The sequence below is a fragment of the Pseudomonas fragi genome, from assembly GCF_025426255.1.
Classification (GTDB): domain Bacteria; phylum Pseudomonadota; class Gammaproteobacteria; order Pseudomonadales; family Pseudomonadaceae; genus Aquipseudomonas; species Aquipseudomonas kulmbachensis.
Window position 1 is genome coordinate 4,384,297 of record NZ_CP104861.1, and the last position, 20,396, is coordinate 4,404,692.

The 20,396-nt window shown below is 56.5% G+C and carries 15 protein-coding genes; 7 read left to right on the forward strand and 8 right to left on the reverse strand.

The window, feature by feature from the left end; all coding sequences use genetic code 11:
* Positions 1-11 precede the first annotated feature (11 nt).
* Complete coding sequence (locus tag N7D90_RS20405; RefSeq protein ID WP_261739684.1) at positions 12-1,325, forward strand: fimbrial protein; 1,314 nt, start codon at positions 12-14, stop codon at positions 1,323-1,325.
* A 2-nt stretch (positions 1,326-1,327) separates the two neighbouring features.
* Positions 1,328-2,089 carry a molecular chaperone gene (locus N7D90_RS20410; protein WP_261739685.1) on the forward strand — a complete coding sequence of 254 codons (762 nt, stop codon included), beginning with the start codon at positions 1,328-1,330 and terminating at the stop codon, positions 2,087-2,089.
* Between the two features lie 11 nt (positions 2,090-2,100).
* Here the strand turns inward: N7D90_RS20410 and N7D90_RS20415 are convergent, their stop codons facing one another.
* The 5 genes from N7D90_RS20415 to N7D90_RS20435 all read right to left on the reverse strand — a co-directional run bounded on the left by N7D90_RS20415 (position 2,101) and on the right by N7D90_RS20435 (position 11,200).
* The gene (locus N7D90_RS20415; RefSeq protein ID WP_261739686.1) at positions 2,101-2,748 is read right to left on the reverse strand and encodes a response regulator; all 648 of its coding nucleotides are present in this window, start codon (positions 2,746-2,748) and stop codon (positions 2,101-2,103) included.
* A gap of 67 nt (positions 2,749-2,815) precedes the next feature.
* Entirely contained in the window at positions 2,816-6,037 is a 3,222-nt protein-coding gene (locus N7D90_RS20420) for a hybrid sensor histidine kinase/response regulator (RefSeq protein ID WP_261739687.1), read from the reverse strand.
* 174 nt (positions 6,038-6,211) lie between these two features.
* Positions 6,212-7,402, reverse strand: coding sequence for an EAL domain-containing protein (locus tag N7D90_RS20425; RefSeq protein ID WP_261739688.1), 1,191 nt, complete (start codon positions 7,400-7,402; stop codon positions 6,212-6,214).
* Positions 7,392-10,223 (reverse strand): ATP-binding protein, encoded by a 2,832-nt coding sequence (locus N7D90_RS20430; protein ID WP_261739689.1) that lies wholly within the window; start codon positions 10,221-10,223, stop codon positions 7,392-7,394. Before N7D90_RS20430 ends, N7D90_RS20425 begins: the two co-directional genes overlap by 11 nt.
* 92 nt (positions 10,224-10,315) lie before the next feature.
* Positions 10,316-11,200, reverse strand: coding sequence for a Dyp-type peroxidase (locus N7D90_RS20435; protein ID WP_261739690.1), 885 nt, complete (start codon positions 11,198-11,200; stop codon positions 10,316-10,318).
* 214 nt (positions 11,201-11,414) lie between these two features.
* On the opposite strand from N7D90_RS20435, the gene N7D90_RS20440 reads away from it, so the two are divergent.
* On the forward strand, positions 11,415-12,833 hold the full coding sequence (locus N7D90_RS20440) for a short-chain fatty acid transporter (protein ID WP_261739691.1): 1,419 nt from the start codon (positions 11,415-11,417) through the stop codon (positions 12,831-12,833).
* Between the two features lie 120 nt (positions 12,834-12,953).
* Here the strand turns inward: N7D90_RS20440 and can are convergent, their stop codons facing one another.
* Positions 12,954-13,598 carry a carbonate dehydratase gene (gene can, locus N7D90_RS20445; protein ID WP_261739692.1) on the reverse strand — a complete coding sequence of 215 codons (645 nt, stop codon included), beginning with the start codon at positions 13,596-13,598 and terminating at the stop codon, positions 12,954-12,956.
* A 151-nt stretch (positions 13,599-13,749) separates the two neighbouring features.
* On the opposite strand from can, the gene N7D90_RS20450 reads away from it, so the two are divergent.
* The gene (locus N7D90_RS20450; protein ID WP_261739693.1) at positions 13,750-14,133 is read left to right on the forward strand and encodes a serine kinase/phosphatase; all 384 of its coding nucleotides are present in this window, start codon (positions 13,750-13,752) and stop codon (positions 14,131-14,133) included.
* Between the two features lie 129 nt (positions 14,134-14,262).
* Here the strand turns inward: N7D90_RS20450 and rimI are convergent, their stop codons facing one another.
* Together rimI and N7D90_RS20460 are read right to left on the reverse strand one after the other, a co-directional pair.
* Positions 14,263-14,715, reverse strand: coding sequence for a ribosomal protein S18-alanine N-acetyltransferase (rimI, locus tag N7D90_RS20455; RefSeq protein ID WP_261739694.1), 453 nt, complete (start codon positions 14,713-14,715; stop codon positions 14,263-14,265).
* Positions 14,708-15,484 (reverse strand): energy transducer TonB, encoded by a 777-nt coding sequence (locus tag N7D90_RS20460; protein ID WP_261739695.1) that lies wholly within the window; start codon positions 15,482-15,484, stop codon positions 14,708-14,710. Before N7D90_RS20460 ends, rimI begins: the two co-directional genes overlap by 8 nt.
* Before the next feature lie 144 nt (positions 15,485-15,628).
* On the opposite strand from N7D90_RS20460, the gene mksB reads away from it, so the two are divergent.
* From mksB to mksF, 3 genes are read left to right on the forward strand one after another with little or no spacing between them, the layout of a single operon-like run.
* Positions 15,629-16,906: an Mks condensin complex protein MksB gene (gene mksB, locus N7D90_RS20465; protein ID WP_261739696.1), complete on the forward strand. Its 1,278-nt coding sequence runs from the start codon at positions 15,629-15,631 to the stop codon at positions 16,904-16,906.
* Positions 16,896-17,546 carry an Mks condensin complex protein MksE gene (gene mksE / locus N7D90_RS20470; protein ID WP_261739697.1) on the forward strand — a complete coding sequence of 217 codons (651 nt, stop codon included), beginning with the start codon at positions 16,896-16,898 and terminating at the stop codon, positions 17,544-17,546. Before mksB ends, mksE begins: the two co-directional genes overlap by 11 nt.
* The gene (gene mksF / locus N7D90_RS20475; protein WP_261739698.1) at positions 17,543-20,383 is read left to right on the forward strand and encodes an Mks condensin complex protein MksF; all 2,841 of its coding nucleotides are present in this window, start codon (positions 17,543-17,545) and stop codon (positions 20,381-20,383) included. The genes mksE and mksF overlap by 4 nt, the downstream gene beginning before the upstream one ends.
* The last annotated feature ends 13 nt before the right edge of the window (positions 20,384-20,396 follow it).

The following is a 20,396-nucleotide window of genomic DNA, read 5'->3' on the forward strand; positions in this document are numbered from 1 at the left end:
CGAGGCTTCTTATGTTTACCTTACGCCCACGATTGAATCAGTTACTGCTGCTTATACTGACCCTGACGGCACTGCCAGCCGTGCAAGCCAACTGCAAACGTATTTATAACGGCAACGCGGTACTCGACGGATACACGGCACAAATCACCTTCGGACGCATCAACCTGACCAGCACCTATCTGCAACCGGTCGGCACGGCACTGGGCACGACGATCACCGATAGCGCCACCGCCACGGGGCTCAACAGTGAAACCGTACTTTGGGAGTGCGACCTTGCGGACAAGGACGAACTCTATGAGCTGTTTGCTACTAACGGTGATGACCGTGTCGGCGGTTATTGGGAAATCGGTAACGGCGCAGGCACATCGACCAATGATGGCCTGCCCGGTTACTACGCCACTTACTTCCCGTATGTCGGGCTCAAACTGACCCACCTCAATTCAGGCAAGGTGTTCACCCGGTATTGGCAGCAAAGCAAAATTACTCAATACGACGTGGTAGGCAACAAACTGCAGATCAAGCCCAAACACCTGAGCATGGTGCAGGCCGAACTGGCGCGGGTCTCCAGCTTGCCACCCAAAAGCGGCAGCGGCAGTAACTTTTGCGGCAACCAGGCGGCCGAGAGTGGCAGCGGAACTTACAGCTACACCTGTACCCAGCCCAATGGTTATATCCAGTTTCAGGGCCCGGGCTACAAGTCCGACACGGTGGGCTCAGACTCCAACACCAACTATGTATTTTGGGGCGCTAAAAACGGGGTTGGTTTTGGTATGCGCAGCGCAGCCTCCATCAGTTATGCCGCGACATGTGTTGCACGCAACGTGACGCCGCTGGTCACCTTTGCGCCTGTCACCGCTCAGGAACTCAACAACGGCATGACCCGCGAAAGCGATTTCAGAATTGAGCTTGAATGCAGTAATCAGGTGGTGTCCGGGGTTGGCAACAACCAGACCGCACTGGGTGTTCAAGCGTCTGCCGCGGCCTACGCCAAAGCCGCAGAGCTTGGGTTGCTCACCGGAGCACAAGGCGTCACGCATCTGGTTTCCAATGGCTACGGTACTGACCCAGGCATTGCGACCGGTGTCGGCATTGCACTCAGTAATAACGGCAAGCCCATGAACTTTCTTGGCAGCGAGATGGCTGGCAGCGGTAACGCAGGCGGCTGGTATCCCGTTCAGGAGAGTGCGACTGCCAATGGCAGTTCCGCATCGGGTTACACCCACTACACAAAAACCCTCACGGCGATTCTCAAAGCATTACCTGGGCGCAAGGCATTACCGGGAACCGTGAATGCAACAGCCTATGTTCTCGTCAAGGTGCAGTAATCATGATCGCCAAAATGATGACTACCGCCTCGCGCCTGCTGCTGCTCAGCGCTGCAGTGTTGATCACGCTCCCGGCACAGGCGGGCATCATGGCTTCAAGTACCCGGGTGATTTACGAACAAGGACAGAATGAACGCTCGCTGATGCTGGCCAACATCAACGCATACCCCGTGGTAGTACAAACTTGGGTCAATGAGGGCGAAGACCAGCAAACGCCCGAAAACAGCACTTCGCCGCTGATCACCCTGCCCTCGGTATTTCGTATGCAAGCGGGCGCGGTACAGGGTTTACGCATTGTGCATAACGGCGATGCACTGCCCTCGGATCGAGAGTCTGTGTTTTGGCTAAACCTCTATGAAATTGCGCCCAAAGCCGCCAACAAGTCAGCCGAACAAACGTCTGTGGCACTGGCCATGAATACGCAGATGAAGATTTTTTATCGCCCGAAAAATCTGCCCTCTCTTCCCCAGGACATGGCCAAGAGCCTGTCTTTCAAGCTGGAGAAACAAGGGGATCAATGGCAACTGGTACTGCGCAACCCAACGCCTTACCACGCCTCGCTGGCATCTTTGAAACTGATCGATCAAGGCCGGGAAATGGCAATACCTCCACTCCCGGAGATGATGGCACTGCCGCTGAGTGAAAAGCGTTATCCCCTTGCGTCCAACAGTCTGGTAAGCCCGGCAGGTCTTAAGGTGAACTTTACCTGGATCGATGATGGCGGGCATTTTCAGACCATGACGACCCCGCTGCTCACCCCCTGACTGAACCTTACTCAGATCAGATTCATGCTGATGCAGAACGTCAGCAAAGCGTGGTCGTTTTCCACGTCGAGTTTGCGCATGGCCGTGATCTTCTGAGAGCTCACGGTCTTTACACTTCGGTTCAACAAATGAGCGATATCCCGCACATTCATTCCTGAAGCAAAGTGCCTCAGCACCTCGAACTCCTTGACTGACAAGCTGGCGATACGGGTCTGCACCGCATCGGAGCGCTCAATCACACTGGCGCTGCCCTGGCCGGCTTTGTTGTGCCATTTGGCGCCACTGGACAATGCGTTAAGCGCCAGCAGGATTTCGTTCAGATCGCCGCTCTTCAGAATGATCCCCCCCACGCCCAAGTCATACAGACGCGACAGAATCAAGTTGTTGGTGAGCATGGTCAGCACCAGAATCTGCACCTGTGGATAATTTCGAATCAGGTACTCAATCAGTTTGACCCCGTCACCATACGTTTCATCACCCGGCATGTTGTAGTCGGTAACGATGATGTCCGGTTTCAGGCGCTGCACCTGCTCGATCAGATCTGAAGATGTCAGGGCCTGGCCCACCACCTCATAGCGTTCATCACGCTCGATCAGCTCGCATACCCCCATCAGAACTATCGGGTGGTCATCAGCCAATATGATTTTAGTTTTTTTCACGGGCGCATCCCTGTCAAAAGAACGATCACGCGAAGAGACGCTCAATCGGTGGTGTTGGAGAAAAATTTCAGATCGCCGCTACTGCGCGACGAACACGTGCCAGCAATGCTTCAATCTGAACCAGCAAAGGTGCATCCAATACATGATTCTCAAGTCGCTGCTCAAGTTCACCGCAGCCGCTGGCCAGATCATGCGCCTGAACAACTGCCAGAGCCCCACGAATACAATGCAAACGAGCTTTCAGGGCATCGATATCATGGCTGACCAAGGCGTCAATCGCCGTCTGGATATCCGCGCTCATGGTGTTGATAAAGAGATCGCGCATTCTGGCGCTGACCACAATCGGCTGTTGCGCAAGATCATCTGCGCAGCCCTGCCCTGTTTCTGACAGCTCTTGCGCAACTCCGCATAGATCAACGTCACAAACCTCGACCAATTCAGTCCATATTTTCTGCAAGGTCATGGGTTTGACCATTCGAGCGTTCATACCCACGGCAATGCAACGCTCGGCCTCCTCGCGCATCGCGTTGGCAGTCACACCGATAATGGGAACCCGGGTATCTTGCTGGCGAATGGCATTGGCCAGTTCATAGCCGTTCATGATCGGCATGTTGACGTCAGTCATCACCACATCAAATGCGTCAGGCGACCACAGGCTTAACGCCTCCTGACCGTGAGACGCCAGCACCACACGACAACCGAGCTCTTCAAGCTGTTCTTTGAGAATGGCCTGGTTGATCGGGTTGTCCTCAGCAACCAATACCCGTAACGCCAGCTTTTCACGAACAGCCGGTGCTTTCCCGATCTCGCGAGTGATTCGTCCTTGCTGAGCCAACAGCACGGCGCGACCAATTCCGCGAACCATGTGCACGCTGACTTTCCACCCCTCAACTGTATGCTCGGGTTGCCCCGCGCCAGAGATGCCCAACACCCGTGGCCCTGGCCACTCCAGTGGCGCACTGCGCCCTGGCAGCAGATCTACCAGCACCGATCCAGTTACTGTATTGAGTGCCCCCGGCGACGCTACCAGTGCATGGGCGCCCCAACGGTTGAGCCAGGCACAAACGGCTTCCGCCAGCTCGTTGACAGGCGCACGAACATAAACCGGCGCAGGACGCAGTTGCAGGTCGCTGGCGCCCGGTAATGCGCCCTCGAGTATTGGCACGCTCAATATCAGGCTGAAACTGCTCCCCAGGCCGGGTTCACTGACAACCCTCAATTGCCCGCCCATCAACTCACTCAAGCGCTTGCAAATCGACAGGCCCAAGCCGGTGCCGCCTGAAGCATGACCGTTAAAAACCTGATAAAACGGCTCAAACAGACGCTCCTGCTGCGGCTGCGAAATACCCACACCGGTATCAGTGACTTGCCACTGCAACGTCACCTTGTCCGCTTCCCGACTCAACACTTTCAAGCGCAAGACGACGCGACCGTAGTCGGTAAACTTGACCGCATTATTGAACAGATTATTGAGAATTTGCCGCAGTCGAGACTGGTCGCCCTCCAACTGATCCGGCACATCCGCATCAACGCAGGCGTAAATCTGCAACCCTTTGCTTTCAGCTGCCGCGGCGTAGGCGTCTACCACTTCCTCAACCATGTCCAGCGGACAAAAACGCTCCGGCTCGAGCGCCATTTGTCCGGACTCAATCTTGGATACATCCAGAATGTCACTGATCAACTGCAACAAGATCGAAGACGAGCGCGAAATGGTGTTCAGATAGATGCGTTGCCGAGTATCCAGATCCGTCAGTTCCAGCAGCTCCAGAGTGCCCAGCACGCCATACAGTGGGGTGCGTATTTCGTGGCTCATGGTCGCAAGGAATGTGGTCTTGGCGTGGCTGGACTCTTCCGCCTGGTGTTTAGCCAGGGTCAAGGCGGCGGCATCATCCTTGTGCCCGGTGACATCACTGAAGGCACATACAATGACATCCTGCTCTTGATAACGCGTACTGCTGAAGCTGACATGCAAGTAGCGCTCACCCACCTTGACACAGGCCTCTCCCATGTCGGCTTGTTGTTCGTGAATTAGCCGAGAGATGTACTGCGAGTTACCCAGCCAGGCTTGCGCACGCTTGTTGGCCAGTAACATATGATTGTCCGACTGGCGCACCACGCACAAACCGGTGGGAGCAGTGTCGATCACCGCACGGCTGAAAATCTCACTTTCGATCACTCGCCGGTGCGCTCGCTCCGCTGGCCGAACAACACGCAATCGATACCAGCGATTGACCAGCCAACCCACATAGATAGAAAACAACGCTATGCCCAAAATGCTCAATAACGTCCATTTGGCATAGCGAAAAAAGCTCTCATAACTGATTCGGTAAACTGCTGACCAATGCTCCCCTTGCGTGTTGGAAACCTTGATTTCCAAGCCTTGGGCATTGAAGCGCATACCGTCGGGGCTGATGTGGGTGCCACTCAAGCGCCCGACCAGCACCGCCCCCGAGGGCGCAATCAGTGTGAGGTCATAAAAGGCGGGGGTGGCAATGCTCGTCGGGATGTTGGTCAAACGCCGAATGTTGATCAATGCCGCGAGCAACACTTCACGATCATTGCCCACGACCTCTAGAAACTTGGGCGGCAGATTGATTTTGATAACGGCAAACACCATAGGGTTGCCTTCGCTGACACTGTTGGTATTGACCCAGCGCACCTGCCCCTCCGGGAGCGAAGCCTTGCGTTCCTTGAACAGCAACGACAACTGCTGACTGGTCTCCAAAAATTCATCCAGACTCAAAATTGCCACGTGCCCACGGCGAGCGCCAATCGCTGGTACCGCCAAGGTGAATGCATTATTGGAAGGTAAAAGAAACAACTGCGGGGCGGGGTACACCGACCCCGACCAAAAACCGCTATAGAAATTGGCTAAGTGCATACCCAGCGAAAATGCCGACTGATTCGTGACAACGGGGCTGGACGAAGTGCTTTGCGTCAGATTAAAAGGCGTCGAAAACGAAAACTCCTTGCCTTCAAATATATTCACCCCGTTGCTCTCGAACACCTGCTTGCTTTGCAAGGGCATGATGTTCGCGGTCAGGACATCCGGGGCATCCCTGACTGCGCTATTAATATTGGTCAAAAACGAGTGGTTTTCATTGAGACTCTCCACTAACCGCGCGAAGTGATACTCAATCTTTTCCACTTCAACTTCGACCAAACGCTGTAGGGCCCATACACAAGTGCCCACTAACAGCACCGCAACTCCGATCAAAATCAGGACGCCACGGTTCAATCGCATGGAGCTCAAGGCGAGTTTGCCCAGTGAGGCATTGTCAGAGGTCATGTTACTTCCTGTATTTCGCGGGGACAGACTTGAACTCAGGCTCAAAGCTTAGACGAGCAAGGGAGGGGCCAAGTAAGTGACGTCAATTACTGTTGGCGTGAATATACCCGCGATGAGTCAAGTACTGATCACGCATGCCGTAAGTGCGCTGCCCACGCTGGGTGACGAAGTGCCTCAATAAAGACGCGGGGGCGAATCCTCATGTAACAGATGCCCAAAGCGGCCCGATGATACGGCACGAGAGATCAGAAACCCCTGTACACGATCACAGTTGAGCTTGCGCAGCAGCGCCAGCTCCTCCTGACTTTCGACCCCTTCTGCCACGACCTCCAAACCCAGCTGGCGCCCCAGCGCGACGATACTGGCCAGCGCAGAGGCGAGGTTTTCGTTTTCAACACAACCATGCACCAGCGCCCGATCAATCTTGAGCTCAGTGAACGGCGTAGAGACCAGATTGAAATACGAGCTGAAGCCTTGGCCAAAATCGTCCTGTGCCAGACCAAAGCCCTTCATGCGTAAACGACATGCCCCTGCGTAATATTTGCTGATGTCCTGAGTGGTGGAGCATTCCATCAACTCAAAGCCCAACTTGGCAGTAATACCGCCCTGGGTACGCACGTAATCGTGCAGTTCGTCGGCCAGGTCATCGTCATCGAGCAAGTGCGTAGGCAGATTGATCGATACCGGTATGTCATACCCTTGACGGGCCCAATTGGCTTGGGCGGCAATGGTTTGCTTGATGAACAGCAACAGCAGTTCTTTCTCCAGCCCCAACCTGACCAGTGACGGTAGAAAATCGGCAGGCATCAACAACCCCAACTCAGGATGTTCCCACCGTGCCAAGGCTTCCGCAGCGACAATCAGCCCATCGTGCAAGGACTTCTTGGGCTGGAACCAGGCCTGTAACGCACCGCTTTGCATGGCCTCGTGCAACGTTTCACGGGTCAGTGTCAAAGGCACATTCGCGGGTGACTTGTCACTTTTGATCAGTTTGTCCAGGTTGCACATCAGGGTTCGAACAGCCGCTGGGTTGACCGGTTTCGATAACTGCCCGATCACATCAACCCCCATACTTTGCGCCACCAGACTGGCACTCACGATCATGCGCCGCGAGGCAGCGCTCATGATCGCCAAAGCCGGTTTGCAAGGCAGCGCCGATAGCCGTTGTATCAGTTGCACGCCGTCCATGCCCGGCATCAGCAAATCGGTGAGTACCAGATCAAAGGACTGCTTTTGCAACCAATCAAACGCTTCCTTGCCATCTCTGGCGGCTTCGACACGAATATTGCCCAGGTCGTGGAACAAGTTGAGCAGGTATTGATGCTGGAAAGGATGGTCCTCGACGATCAGAACGCTATAGGACATTAGACACTCTCTCTGTTTGCTCAAGGCAGATGAACAAGGCGCTGAGGCCAAAGGGTTTTACCAGGCACTCATCCATGCCCACCGCCAAACACCTCGCACGCTCTTCCTGCTGGGCATTGGCCGTAGCGCCAATGATGGGCACCTGGTTATCGAAATTTCGCAGTTGAGTCGTCAATTCGTAGCCGTTCATGCGCGGCATGTTCACGTCAGTCAGAACCCTGTCGAAGGTCGCGTGCTTCCATAGCTCCAGCGCCTCCAAACCATCGGATGCCATCACCACCGTACAACCCAACTCTTCTAGCTGTTCCTTGAGAATCAACCGGCTGATGGCGTTGTCTTCAGCGACCAGAACATGCAGCCCCAGCGGTTTATAAACGCTGGAACCCGGCTCAAATGGCCGGGCGTAGGGGTTGAGACCCTGAGCCTGACTGACGGCACGGCGCAGGTCGTGCAAATCACTCAATTTGACGTGCCATTGCGCGCCCTCGCGTTCGCCAGGTGCAAAACACCTATTGCCGCACGCAATCACTACCGGGCCGGGCCATTGCACCTCAGGGCTGCGTTCGTATTCGCCGGGATACAACTCGACCAGCACAGCATTGCTGTCATGAATGTCCATCCCGGGACGCAGCACTTGTGCCCTGGCCCCCCAGCGTCGCAGCCAGCCGCAAATGTTTTCGGCCAGTTTCGGTATGGATGACCGGACGAATACTTTTTCAGGTAACAACTTGACTGAGTCGTCCAGTTTCGGAGCTCGGCACTGTTCCAGAGGCAGTGCGAGAGTAAAGCTGCTACCCAAGCCCGGCTCGCTGACGACACTCATGGTGCCGCTCATCAAGTACATCAAGCGCTGGCAAATCGACAGGCCCAAGCCCGTGCCACTGATCACATTGGCCCGGGAACCGGCCTGGTAAAAAGGGTCGAACAAGAAGGGTTGATCTTCCTGCGCGATCCCCTGCCCCGTGTCAGTCACTTGCCAGGACACCGTCACTCGCTCATCGCTGCGGCTATCCACCGTCACTCGCACCACAATCTGCCCGCTATCGGTGAATTTGACGGCATTACTCAGCAAATTATTCAAAATCTGGCGAATCCTGGGTGCATCGCCGAGCAACTGTTCCGGTAACTGCGGATCGATATGCGCATATAGCTGCAAGCCCTTGCTTTGCGCTGCCGCCGAGTACCCGCTGACCACTTCCTGGATCAAATCCAGAGGGGCAAATTCGCTCACCTCCAGCGCCAGTTGTCCTGCCTCTATCTTCGATACATCCAGCACATCACAGATCAGTTGCAGCAGCGTAGAAGACGAACTTTGAATAGCCTGCACATATTCTTGCTGACGGGGGGTTAACTGGGTGCGCGCTAATAGTTCAAGGGTGCCCAAGGCGCCATACAACGGTGTGCGAATCTCGTGGCTCATGGTTGCCAGAAACTGCGTTTTGGCATCATTGGCCTTGTCCGCCACACGCTTGGCCTGCTCCAGGGCGATCTCGACATCCTTGTGTGCGCTGATGTCACTAAATGCGCAGAGGAGCACGTCCTCACCTTTATAACGTGTGGCTACAAACCTGATATGCAGATGGCGTCCAGCAACCGAGAACTCATCGAAACGGTTTCTTTCGCTGCTGTCATACGCTCGGTCAATCCAGTCATGGCATAACTGATCACGTTCACGGCCATGTCCCAACCACTGTTGGGCCAGAGTATTTTCCAAAACCACCGCGCCAGTGGCCCTTCGCAACACACACAACGCAACGGGTGCCGTCTGAATAACTGTACGACTGAATGCTTCGCTCTCGATCAGCGCCTGTTTTCGATATATCGCGGGGTTAATCAGTTGGCGTTCGATACGTTGCACCAGCAACCCCAACCCCAATGCACTGCCAAAACCAATTAAAAGGGCAATAAGCAACGGCTCACGCAGAGATGTTAACAAGTGACCGAACTCCATCGAGTACACCACTTGCAGGTCCGCATAGCCCAGTTGGTTACGCATGATCAGGTAGTCGGGCCACAACCCGTCGCCCGTAAAACCAAATTGACGATCACCGCCAAAGCCTTGCAGCGCTTGTGTCAGGCCTGGATTCAAGGCACTGGCAAATATCTCTTCGCCCTGAGCATTAATCACCACAAAGTCACCTGCGTGCTTGCGGTCCATGGCCGTCGAAATTTCGGCCCCCTCAATTTCCAGGCCCAACCACCCTGAATGAGGGTCACGCTGATCGAGCAAGGTGAACAGGTACAAAACCGGGCTGTCAGCAATGACGAAGTTAGGCGTGGCGTTAAACCAATACTCGCCCTTAACGGGCATCGGCGTTTTTTCCAGCTCTTTTAGCTGACGCAATACATTCTGGTCGACGGGTATTGGCTGCAGCGTGTATCGGGTCAGGCGCACTGCCTGCGCATCAGAGCCGGCCTTTACGTACAGCAGATTGATGTTCTCTTCGCGTAGATACTCAAGTTCACGACGGGTCTGCCACAGGCTCCAGGAGTGCATACCTTCGCCCAGTGTCATTTCAACCTCATCCGCCAGTTCCATGGGCGCAGCTGGTGAGACGGGCTTGTTACGCACCGCCGCCAGGCTGAGGTTTTTGAGGAGCATTTCATGGCCGGTGAAAAAGCGCTGGGCTTCGAGTATCGCCCCGCTCATATAACCCCGGCGCTGGGAGATCTCCCGGTCGAAACTGGAGTTGATATACACATACAGCCCGCCTAACAACGACAGTAACAAGGCGACAAAAAACGAACGCAGCAAAGTACGCGCTGCGATTGAGGTCGAGAACGAGGCATCCTGGGGACGGAAAAAATGTTTTAACTTCATGCTGCCAGCCTATTGAGCTGGCAGTTTTTGAAACATCAGACAAACCTTAAAAAACCGGTTCAGCTGTAAGCACGCTTGATTAAACCTGAAGTTTAAGCCGGGCGAACCGCGCTCAAGTCCATCCGCCCATCCTTCATCGGCGGGCACCAGTAATAGCCACCATTCAAGGGCCGGCTAAAGCTGTACAGACCATCAACGATGCCATCTTCCATGCCGCTCATCCGACGCAACTGGACTTCAAACGCGTTCAAGGTCCGGCTAAAGGACACAAACATCAGCCCGGCCTTGCCATTTTCTGTCCACGGCATGGAGCGACGCACGGTAAAGGCTTCAGGCGAGAAACTCTCTTGAGCAGTGCGCTTGACGTGGGCCGAGGCCGGCGCGTCTTCAAGCTCTTCGTTATCGCTCTTGCGACGACCAATCAGGTTGTCTTGCTCGGTTTGCGGGCGAGCAGCAAAACCGTTCAGGTCATGCTGCCACTGCTGCACGGCAACAAAACAGCCTCCGTCCAGCCCTGCACCGGCGTTAGCAACGATAGCCGCATCGACCGCCGCTTCATCCACCGGGTTTTCAGTACCGTCTTCATAGCCGGTCAAGTCACGATCGGTGTTGTAGCGAAAGCCTTCAGTCACTTGCAGCAAGCTCAAAGCAGGCGCCAGCGCCGCTTCGATGGCCTGACTGCGGTGCAGCAACTCGCCGCGGTCATCACCCAGCAACCACAACCACAGCGCGTGCTGGGTCGACGGGTTTTCAACCATTGCATTAAGAGCCGGGAACACTCGCAGCCCTGGAATTTTTACGCCCAATGCCAACACCAGCGGCGACCCAAAGCCCGCTACTACGCTTTTGCCGTCCACCCACTGCGACAAAACGTCGAGCGCAGCCGGCAGTGCTTCTACAGACTTGAGGGCGAAAAACATGTAGCGCGCCTGTGACGGCACGGGTTTGGCAAGAATGCCTGGCTGGTAGAGACTCATAGAAACTCCTTTGGGAAAGGAAAGAGTTTACCCCTCAGCAGCGCCTTTTCGGACAGCGAGGGTTATTTTTGTTGCGAAGCCCGTTTTGTATTAATCCATCGGCAAAAACCCTCGATTGATTTAATGTGCTCTCCCTGTGGTTGCACCGGCTTTTCATCCCTGAAAGGCCGGGTGCAGACAACACAATAATCATAAGAACAATGAGGTATGCCCCATGGCCGCTGAGATTACAGACAGCCGCTCTGCCCGCTTTGCCCTGCGCTGCTCGAACTGGGCCGAGCGCTGGTTTCCTGACTCCTGGGTGTTCGCTGCTGTTGCGGTGATCACCGTTGCACTGGCCACGATGTTTATGGGGGCCAAACCCACCGATACCGCGAAGGCGTTCGGCGATGGTTTCTGGAGCCTGATCCCGTTCACCATGCAAATGGCCTTCGTGGTAATTGGCGGCTACGTGGTCGCCAGTTCACCGCCTGCGGTCAAACTGATCGACAAACTGGCACAAGTGCCGAAGAACGGACGCCAGGCTGTGTGCTGGGTGGCGTTGATTTCGATGGTCGCCTCATTGCTGAACTGGGGCCTGTCCCTGGTATTTGGCGGTCTGCTGGTGCGGGCACTGGCCCGGCGTACCAACCTGCGCATGGACTATCGCGCCGCCGGCGCTGCGGCGTACTTGGGGCTTGGCGCAGTGTGGGCATTGGGGCTGTCGTCTTCTGCCGCGCAGTTGCAGGCCAACCCGGCCAGCCTGCCGCCGTCGATTCTGGCAATCACCGGGGTTATCCCCTTCACCGAAACCATCTTTCTCTGGCAGTCCGGTGTGTTGCTGGCAGCCCTGGTGGTGGTATCACTGATCGTTGCCTACGCGACTGCGCCTGGCCCTGAATCCGCTCGTGACGCCGCAGCCTGTGGTATCGATCCGAGCTTCAGCACGCCAGAACTGCCGCCACGCACACGGCCCGGCGAGTGGCTGGAATACAGCCCGGTGTTGACCATCTTGCTGGTGCTCCTGGCGGCCGGCTGGTTGTTTCACGAGTTCTCGACCAAACCGGCGATCAGCGCCATCTCGGGGCTTAACACCTACAACTTTCTGTTCCTGATGCTAGGTGCTCTGTTGCACTGGCGCCCGCGCAGTTTTCTGAATGCTGTGGCCAGCGCCGTGCCCACCACCACCGGGGTGATGATTCAGTTCCCGCTGTACGGCTCGATTGCAGCGCTGATGACGGTGGTCAAAGGTACTGACGGGCAAACCCTTGCCCATCACATCTCGACGTTTTTCGTGCAAATCGCATCCCACGACACCTATGCGTTATTGATGGGCGTGTATTCGGCAATTTTGGGCTTTTTCATTCCGTCGGGCGGCGGCAAGTGGATTATCGAAGCGCCCTATGTGATGCAAGTGGCCAATGATCTGGGTTACCACCTGGGTTGGTCTGTGCAGATTTACAACGCCGCTGAAGCGCTGCCGAACCTGATCAATCCGTTTTACATGCTGCCGCTGTTGGGCGTGCTGGGACTCAAAGCGCGGGATTTGATCGGCTTTTCGTTTGTGCAGTTGCTGGTGCACACGCCGCTAGTGCTGTTTTTGCTGTGGGCGCTGGGGACTACCCTGACGTATACGCCGCCAGTGATGCCGTAAGCGAACCCGCAACCAAATGTGGGAGCGGGCTTGCTCGCGATTCAGGCGGCGCGGTAATGCAGGAAAACCGCGTCGATACCATCGCGAGCAAGCCCGCTCCCACGGGTTATGCATGCAACCTCAGATCGAGCCCACCGGCCGCAGGCGATACTGCGGAGGCAATTGGTCCAGCCCGCTGATGGTGGTGTTCAGGCTCTTCCAGCGACCGTCCTTGATCCCGTAAATGCAGCCGTGAACCGACAGCTTCTGCCCGCGATGCCAGGCATTCTGCACGATGTTGGTGTGGCCAACGTTCGCCACCTGCTGAATAACGTTCAGCTCACACAAACGGTCGACGCGCTCTTCCTCGGTCGGCAACAGCGCCAGCGCTTCACGATTCTCGTAATACAGATCGCGAATGGAACGCAGCCAGCCATCGATCAGGCCCAGTTGCTGGTCCTTCATGGACGCACGCACGCCGCCACAGCCATAGTGGCCCGTTACCAATATATGTTTGACCTTCAACACATCGACCGCGTACTGAATCACCGACAGGCAATTGAGGTCAGTGTGCAGCACGACATTGGCCACGTTGCGGTGCACAAACAGATCGCCGGGTAGCATGCCGACAATTTCGTTGGCCGGTACGCGTGCATCCGAACAACCAATCCATAGGTATTCCGGCGTTTGCTGGCGAGCCAGCTTGGCAAAAAAGTCAGGATCTTCCTGTTTGATCGCATCGGCCCAGCGCTCGTTGTTATCAATCAGATCTTGTAGTTCGTTCATGCTGTGAAGCCTCAAGAGTTGATGCGCTGTTATGACAGCCGACCAGCGGTCGGGGTCACGTTGATACATGTCATTCCGGCGGTCAGCCGGGTGGAATCTTCAACAATGACTACAGTCATCGTATTAAGGCCCTACAGTATGAGGAATTGCCATGAATGATTCACGTCGCCCTTACGGGGCACCGCAACCCGCACCGATAGACGATATCGAGGATGCCATGGGCTCGGTTGAGCCACTGAATTTTGATGATGACGACACTTACGAGCCCATCAGCGATTTGTTTATCGACGATGAAAGAGTCAAGCACAGGGCGGTGCTCAATGATGAGCTGGAGTTGGGCCTCAATGACGACGACCTGGAGCAGGAGATGCTCATCCGCGAAGACGGTGCCCGCGATGCCAAGGAAGCCGCCCAGAGCCCGAATGCTGCCGCTGACTGGGATTTGAGCCTGGTTGACGAAGACGAAATAGGCGCTGGCAAAGGGCTGGATGAAGCAGAACTGGCGGAAATTGATCCTGTGGGTCGCAAGCATTGAAACGCATGCGGGAGCACACTCTCATTGCCGCACCAAACACTGTGGGAGCGGGCTTGCTCGCGATGCTATCGACGCGGTGATTCAGACATACCGGGTCGAAAGCCAGCTCCCACAAATGGCTTGTTGCAGTTAGTCGACCAGCGTACAGGCCATTACCACTGCATCTTCACGACCACCCACTGCCGGGTAGTAATCACGGCGGCGGCCGATTTCGTTGAAGCCATAGCGCTCATACAACTTGAACGCAGCCGTGTTGCTGTCGCGCAGTTCGAGGAAACACTCGCGGGCCTCATGCTTGTAGGCAATCGACATCAGCTGTTCAAGCAACTTGAGCCCCAAGCCACGTCCCTGACTCTCGGGTTTAACGGTAATGTTCAGCAAATGCGCTTCATCGAGGATGATTTGCACCACACCGTGGCCCACTTGCTGCTCACCTTCAAACATCAGCCAGATGTGATATTTACCTAGGCCATCGAGAAAAATACCGCGTGTCCACGGGTGGCTGAAGGCGGCGTATTCAATTTTCAATACCGCTTCAAGGTCCGCCTCGGTCATCGGGCGAAAAGTTACAGCATCACTCATCGTTTTGTTTCCAGCGCGCCAAAAGCCTGCGCATGGCTTGCCACACATCCGCTTTGCGTTGTGGCTCATCCATTAATAGTTCCAGACCCGGCAACGCCCATGCGCAGCCCAGTCCTTCGATTTCGAGTTCACGGTTGAACGATTCGGCATCGACCTCACCGGCAAACCGCACCGCTGGCAGCCCCACCAGCCACAAGCAGGCACATTCGGCCTCTTCCAGGCGGGCCATGAGAAAACCCTGCACAAACTCACGCGCAGCGTCAGGCCCTTGATCAACATTGCCGCGCCTGAGGAGCGGCCAACGCACCGGCTCGCCAATGATTTGCGGGCTATCGGGCAGACCCGCAGCGCGCAACATATCCTTTAACAATAAATAGGCTGGGTCACGACTCTGGAACGCACTGCCTGTGGGTAACTCCACCAGCACCAGGCAGCGCCCGGCGCGCAACAATTGCAGGGCAAAACGCGGCGGTGGCAACTGCACAACCTTGGCCGGTACGGGAGCCGATTGATCTTTCTCCACTGCCTTGCTGGCAGGGCGCGGGGTGACCAAAGGCCGAGGCACTTCGATCCGTGGGCGCTCTGCGGGCTTGCTCGGTGCGGCCGCCGCCTTGACCACAGGCCGAATGATTTCAGGCTCTGCAGGCGGTTCAGGAAGCACCAGCAGTTCTGGCCGCGAAGGTGCGGCAAACGGCAATTCAGTGCGCGGCAACCAACTGACCACTTGCATGGCAGTCAAAAAAGCGCGGCGGCGGGACTCGTTCAACAAGGGTCGGCCATCTGTGGATAACTAAAGAGGGGGGATTCTACCGCCCTTCTGCCCTTCCCGCCCGCAGTTGATCCGCCAAGTGATGACTCGACCTCACGTTGCAGTACAATCGCGGCCTTTCATTGCCAATTGACCGGCCCTCCCATGATCGAACCCAAGCGCGTTTTACGTGCCCTCGCCGAGCACTGGGCACTTCTTGAGCCTTTGTGTGAACACTTCGACCAAGGCACCCTGAGCCTGAACGAATTGCGTCTGCAACTGGCCGCACATCAGGTAGACAGCACGCCACAAGACATCACCAGCGTGCTCGATGCCTGGATTCGTCTGGACATTCTGGTGCCGGTCGCAAAAAGCCCGAACCGTTTCGAGCTCAACGCACAAATTCACGACTTTCTGGCCTATCTGCGCCACGAGCACCGTCTTGGCCTATGCCTGGAAATCGAAGCCTACCTGCGCCATCTGGAGCGTTTGGCCGGATATATCCAGGATGCGTTCGACATCCGTGACAGTCATGACCTGGCGCGCCAGCTGCGTTTGCTCGATATGCGTGTACGTGACGTATTGAAGAAGCTGGCCAACGACGAACAAGCGCTGGTGGCCGTGGCCGAGCGGGCCAAGACCAGTGATCGGCAAATACCACTGCGCCAGCGTTATGCAGAAGTCCTGGCGACGTGGGACGAATACGTCGAACCGATGATTCAGCTGGTCAACGCCGACGGTGCCTTCGAACAGGGCGTACGTAAAGTTGAAGTCGTGCTGCTGCGCATGCTCAGCGAGCAACAGCGGCTCGGCCATCTGGTAGACGACGATATGCTGCTGCGCACCCATGCGCGCATCCTCGAAATGCAAACCAGCGCCCAGATGACCCTGCGCCATGCCCGCGAGCTGTTGCTGCCGCTGCGTGAAGAGGCCCGTCGGCACAACGCCGTAACCCGTGGCGCGGCACTGGCGCTGGCCGCCATCCGACGCAAGGGGCTGGACGCGGTACCGCAAGCTTCGATGCCGATGTTCACGCGCCCGCAAAGCACCTTTTTGGGCAGCGCCAGCCAAGTCGAAGCCTATGTCTACGCCCTGGCCCGCTTCGAGCCAAAACCGACGAAATTCCCCAAGGCGCATAAAGTCCACCGGGGCGAAACACCCAAGGCACCGCGCACCGTCAAGGAAATGCTCGATCGTTGCAGCGACGCGCTGCCGATGCCGGACTTGATGACCTGGCTGCTGGCACAAGAGCCGGATGGCGACACCGACGAACTGTTGTACTGGTTCTCGCGCCTGTCCCGCGAAAAACGCTTTGTGCGCGAACGTCTTGAGCGCCGCGATTACCACACCCACGAACATCTGGTCAGCCTGCGCTCCTTCGCTCTGCTTTCCCACAGCGAAGATGCGACCCAGACTTCTGCGAGTCCTCTGAATGCATCTTGATCTTTCTGAACTGTCCCAGCTGGCACCGATTTTTCGTGAGCTGTTCAAGGGCTATCACGTCAGCCGCCGCGATCCCGAGCTGTACGCACAACTGTCGAACTTCCAGGATCAATACCGCGCGCTGTTCAAGGCACTGGGCTTTGAGCTGGTGTGTGATACCCGTGGTTTTTATTACTTCGTGCCCGACACCGCCACCGCGCAAGTGAACAAGACTGCGCAACGCCTGGCGCTGTTCACGTTCATCATCGTCGAGCATCTGGCCGATCAGGGCCGCGACCCGATTGCCGTGCTTGACGGTGGCAGCCTGGGGCGCGACGAGCTACCCGCGCTGCTGGAAAAATACCGCGATCTGTTTGTGCAGGCCGAAGTCACCACCCATGAAGAGCTGGAAGAAAAGATCATGCGCCGCATGACGCAGCTCGGCTTTGCCAGTGAAGAGCCTGGCATCTACCGCTTCCTGCCACCGATGCACCGCTTTCTGGATGTGTGCCTGTCGGTGCAACAAGACCGCGATCTGGCAGCCAGCTTGCACAGCATCTTGCCTTTGCCGACACCGGTTCTGGTCGATAACGATATTGACGACGATGAAGCCGCATTGGCTCGCGCCATTGCCGATGAACAGCAGGAGATGGACGCATGAGCCAGGAACGCTACGGCATTCGCCGCTTTGCCCTGTTGAACACGGCCGGTTACAGCCTGGGGCTGTTCCCGCTGGAACATCCCCTGTCGGTCTACGGGGCGAATAACCTCGGTAAGTCGGCATCGATCAACGCCTTACAGTTCCCGATTCTGGCACGCATGTCAGACATGAGCTTCGGCAAGTACAGCCTCGAACAATCGCGGCGCTTCTATTTTGCCTCAGACACCAGCTACATCCTGGTCGAAGTCTCCCTGCCCCACGGTCCCCATGTGATCGGTGTGGTAGGACGCGGCCCCGGCGGTGGATTCGGTCACCAGTTTTTCGCCTACGCGGGCAAACTGGACCTGGGGCATTACCAAAAAGACGATACCTGCCTGCGACAGAAAGAGCTGTTCAACAACCTTGAGCGTAACGGCCTGAAAGCCTACGAACTGAAGCCCGATGAACTGCGCCGTTTGCTGGTCGGCGGGCATACGTCTATTCCGCTGGATCTGACCCTGATCCCGCTGCGTTCCACCAGCGAGCAGAGCCTCAAGACCTTCCGCGCCCTGTTTATCAACCTGCTGCATATGCGCGAAATCACTGCCGCCAAACTCAAGCAGCTGTTTCTCGATGCGTTTGAGCACAGCCTGCGTTCGGGTAGCGTTGATTACATCGCCGCGTGTGAAGAAGCCTTCCGCGACGTACGACGCATGGAGCAGGACTACAACGCACTGGTCGGCGCCGGTCCATTGGTGGAGTCGCTGGCGGCCGGTGTTCGTCAACGCGACCTGCTGCGCGGCAAACTGCATCGCTTGTCGCCACTGCTCGACTCGTTGCTCGGCACCTGGCAGGACTACGCCGGGGCCCGCAAGGAAGAGTTGCTGATCCAGTCCGAGCACTACCGCAACGAACAGGACTCATTGCAAAACGATCAGCGCAGCAGCACCCAGGAGTTGATGCGTCTGGAGCGGGAGATCGCTGGCACTCAGCGCTGGCTCGGCGAGTTGTCGGTACTCAAGCATCGCTTCGCTCTGGTTGACGATGTGAAGGTGCTGGAACAGCAACTGCTGAGCGCCAAGGACGCCCATGACGAACTGGCGGGTGCCTTGGCGCAATCGCGTCAGTTCAGTGCCGAGGATCTGGACGAACGCTTGCGTGACCTGGAAAAACGTCTGAAGTCCGTCAAGCAGCAACTCGATCACGCGGACAACAACAGCTATGCCCGTCTGCGCGAAGAGTTTTCGCAGCAGGACGTGGAACGCCTGATGCGTTTGTTCAACAGCGCGCTGTTCAGCCTGCCATTGGGTGAGCACGGGATTGCGCTGGATGACAGCGATGCCTGGGTCAAGTCGCTGGAGTTGATCCTCGATGGCTTTAAAGGTGAGCGTTTTGAAGCGCCAGGGCTGTCCATTGATCTGAGCCATATCGAGCCCCCTGCCCTGCAGGCGCTGGCTGACCGTGCAGCATTGCGCGAGCAAAAAGAGCGTCTTGAAAAAGAACTCAAGCAGCTGAAAACCCAACAGGCCGTGACCTCGGATCGCGCCGCGAGCAAAACCGAAGCCGAGTCGTTGTATCAGCAAGTGCTGGATGCGCAGAAGGCGCTGGAAGACTTCCGCCGCAGTCAGACATTAAGTGCCGAAGAGGGCGAAAAACTCGAGCAACTGGCCCAGGCCGAAGCAGCGCAAGACGAGTTGAAGCGCTCCAGCGATGCCTTCACCGAACGGGTTCAACAGTTGTCCGCCAAGCTGCAACTGGTAGGTCGCCAGATCGGTGACATGGAAGCCAAGCAGCGCACGCTGGATGACAGTTTGCGTCGTCGTCAGTTGCTGCCTGCTGACTTGCCGTTTGGTACGCCATTTATGGACCCGGTCGACGACTCGATGGACAACCTGTTGCCATTGCTCAACGACTATCAGGACAGCTGGCAAGGGCTGTTGCGCTGCGACGGTCAGATCGAAGCCTTATATGCGCAGGTGCGCCTCAAAGGTGTGGCCAAGTTCGACAGCGAAGACGATATGGAGCGGCGCCTGCAGTTGCTGATCAACGCTTACGCGCACCGTACCGAAGAAGCCCTGACACTGGGCAAGGCACGTCGGGCAGCGGTAACCGACATCGCCCGCACGCTGCGCAACATCCGCAGCGACTACGACAGCCTCGAGCATCAACTGGCGCTGTTCAACCGCGAGATCAACAAGCGTCAGGTCTCCAACCTCAAAAGCTTCCGCATCGTACTGGCGCCCAACAAGGAGGCGCTCAAGCATATCGATCAGATTATCCACAGCGCCGGTCAGTACGAAGAAGGCGAAACCCTGTCCGTGTTCGACCTCAGCCAGAGCGCCGAGCAGGACAACAAGAACGAAGAAGCCAAGGAATATCTGGCGCGGCTGGTGGCGGCGAATCACAACCAGTTGGGTCTCAAGGACCTTTTCGAGCTCGCGTTCGAGATCACCAAGGTCAATGGCCAGCCGGTGATCCATACCGATATTGACGGTGCCGCATCCAACGGTACGACCATGACGATCAAGGCGCTGACCAACATGTATTTGTTGCTGCACTTGATGGACCGCGATCAGGCCGGGCGTATCCGCTTGCCGTACTACCTGGATGAAGCCGCGGACATTGACGAGAAAAACCAGACCGCGCTGCTGGAGACCAGTTTGCAACTGGGATTCGTACCGATTCTGGCCAGTGTGAAGCCGCAAGTCTGTGCCCATGTGGCCATCGACCTTGAGGGCGGCAGCGGACCGAACGGGATTTACATCGATGAAGACGACTGGAAGTACATCCGTCGTCATGACGAGGTAAAACCTGATGCGGTGACGGCTGTGCAACAGCCCGAGCTGGATGAAGTCTGAGGCTGAATCCTGA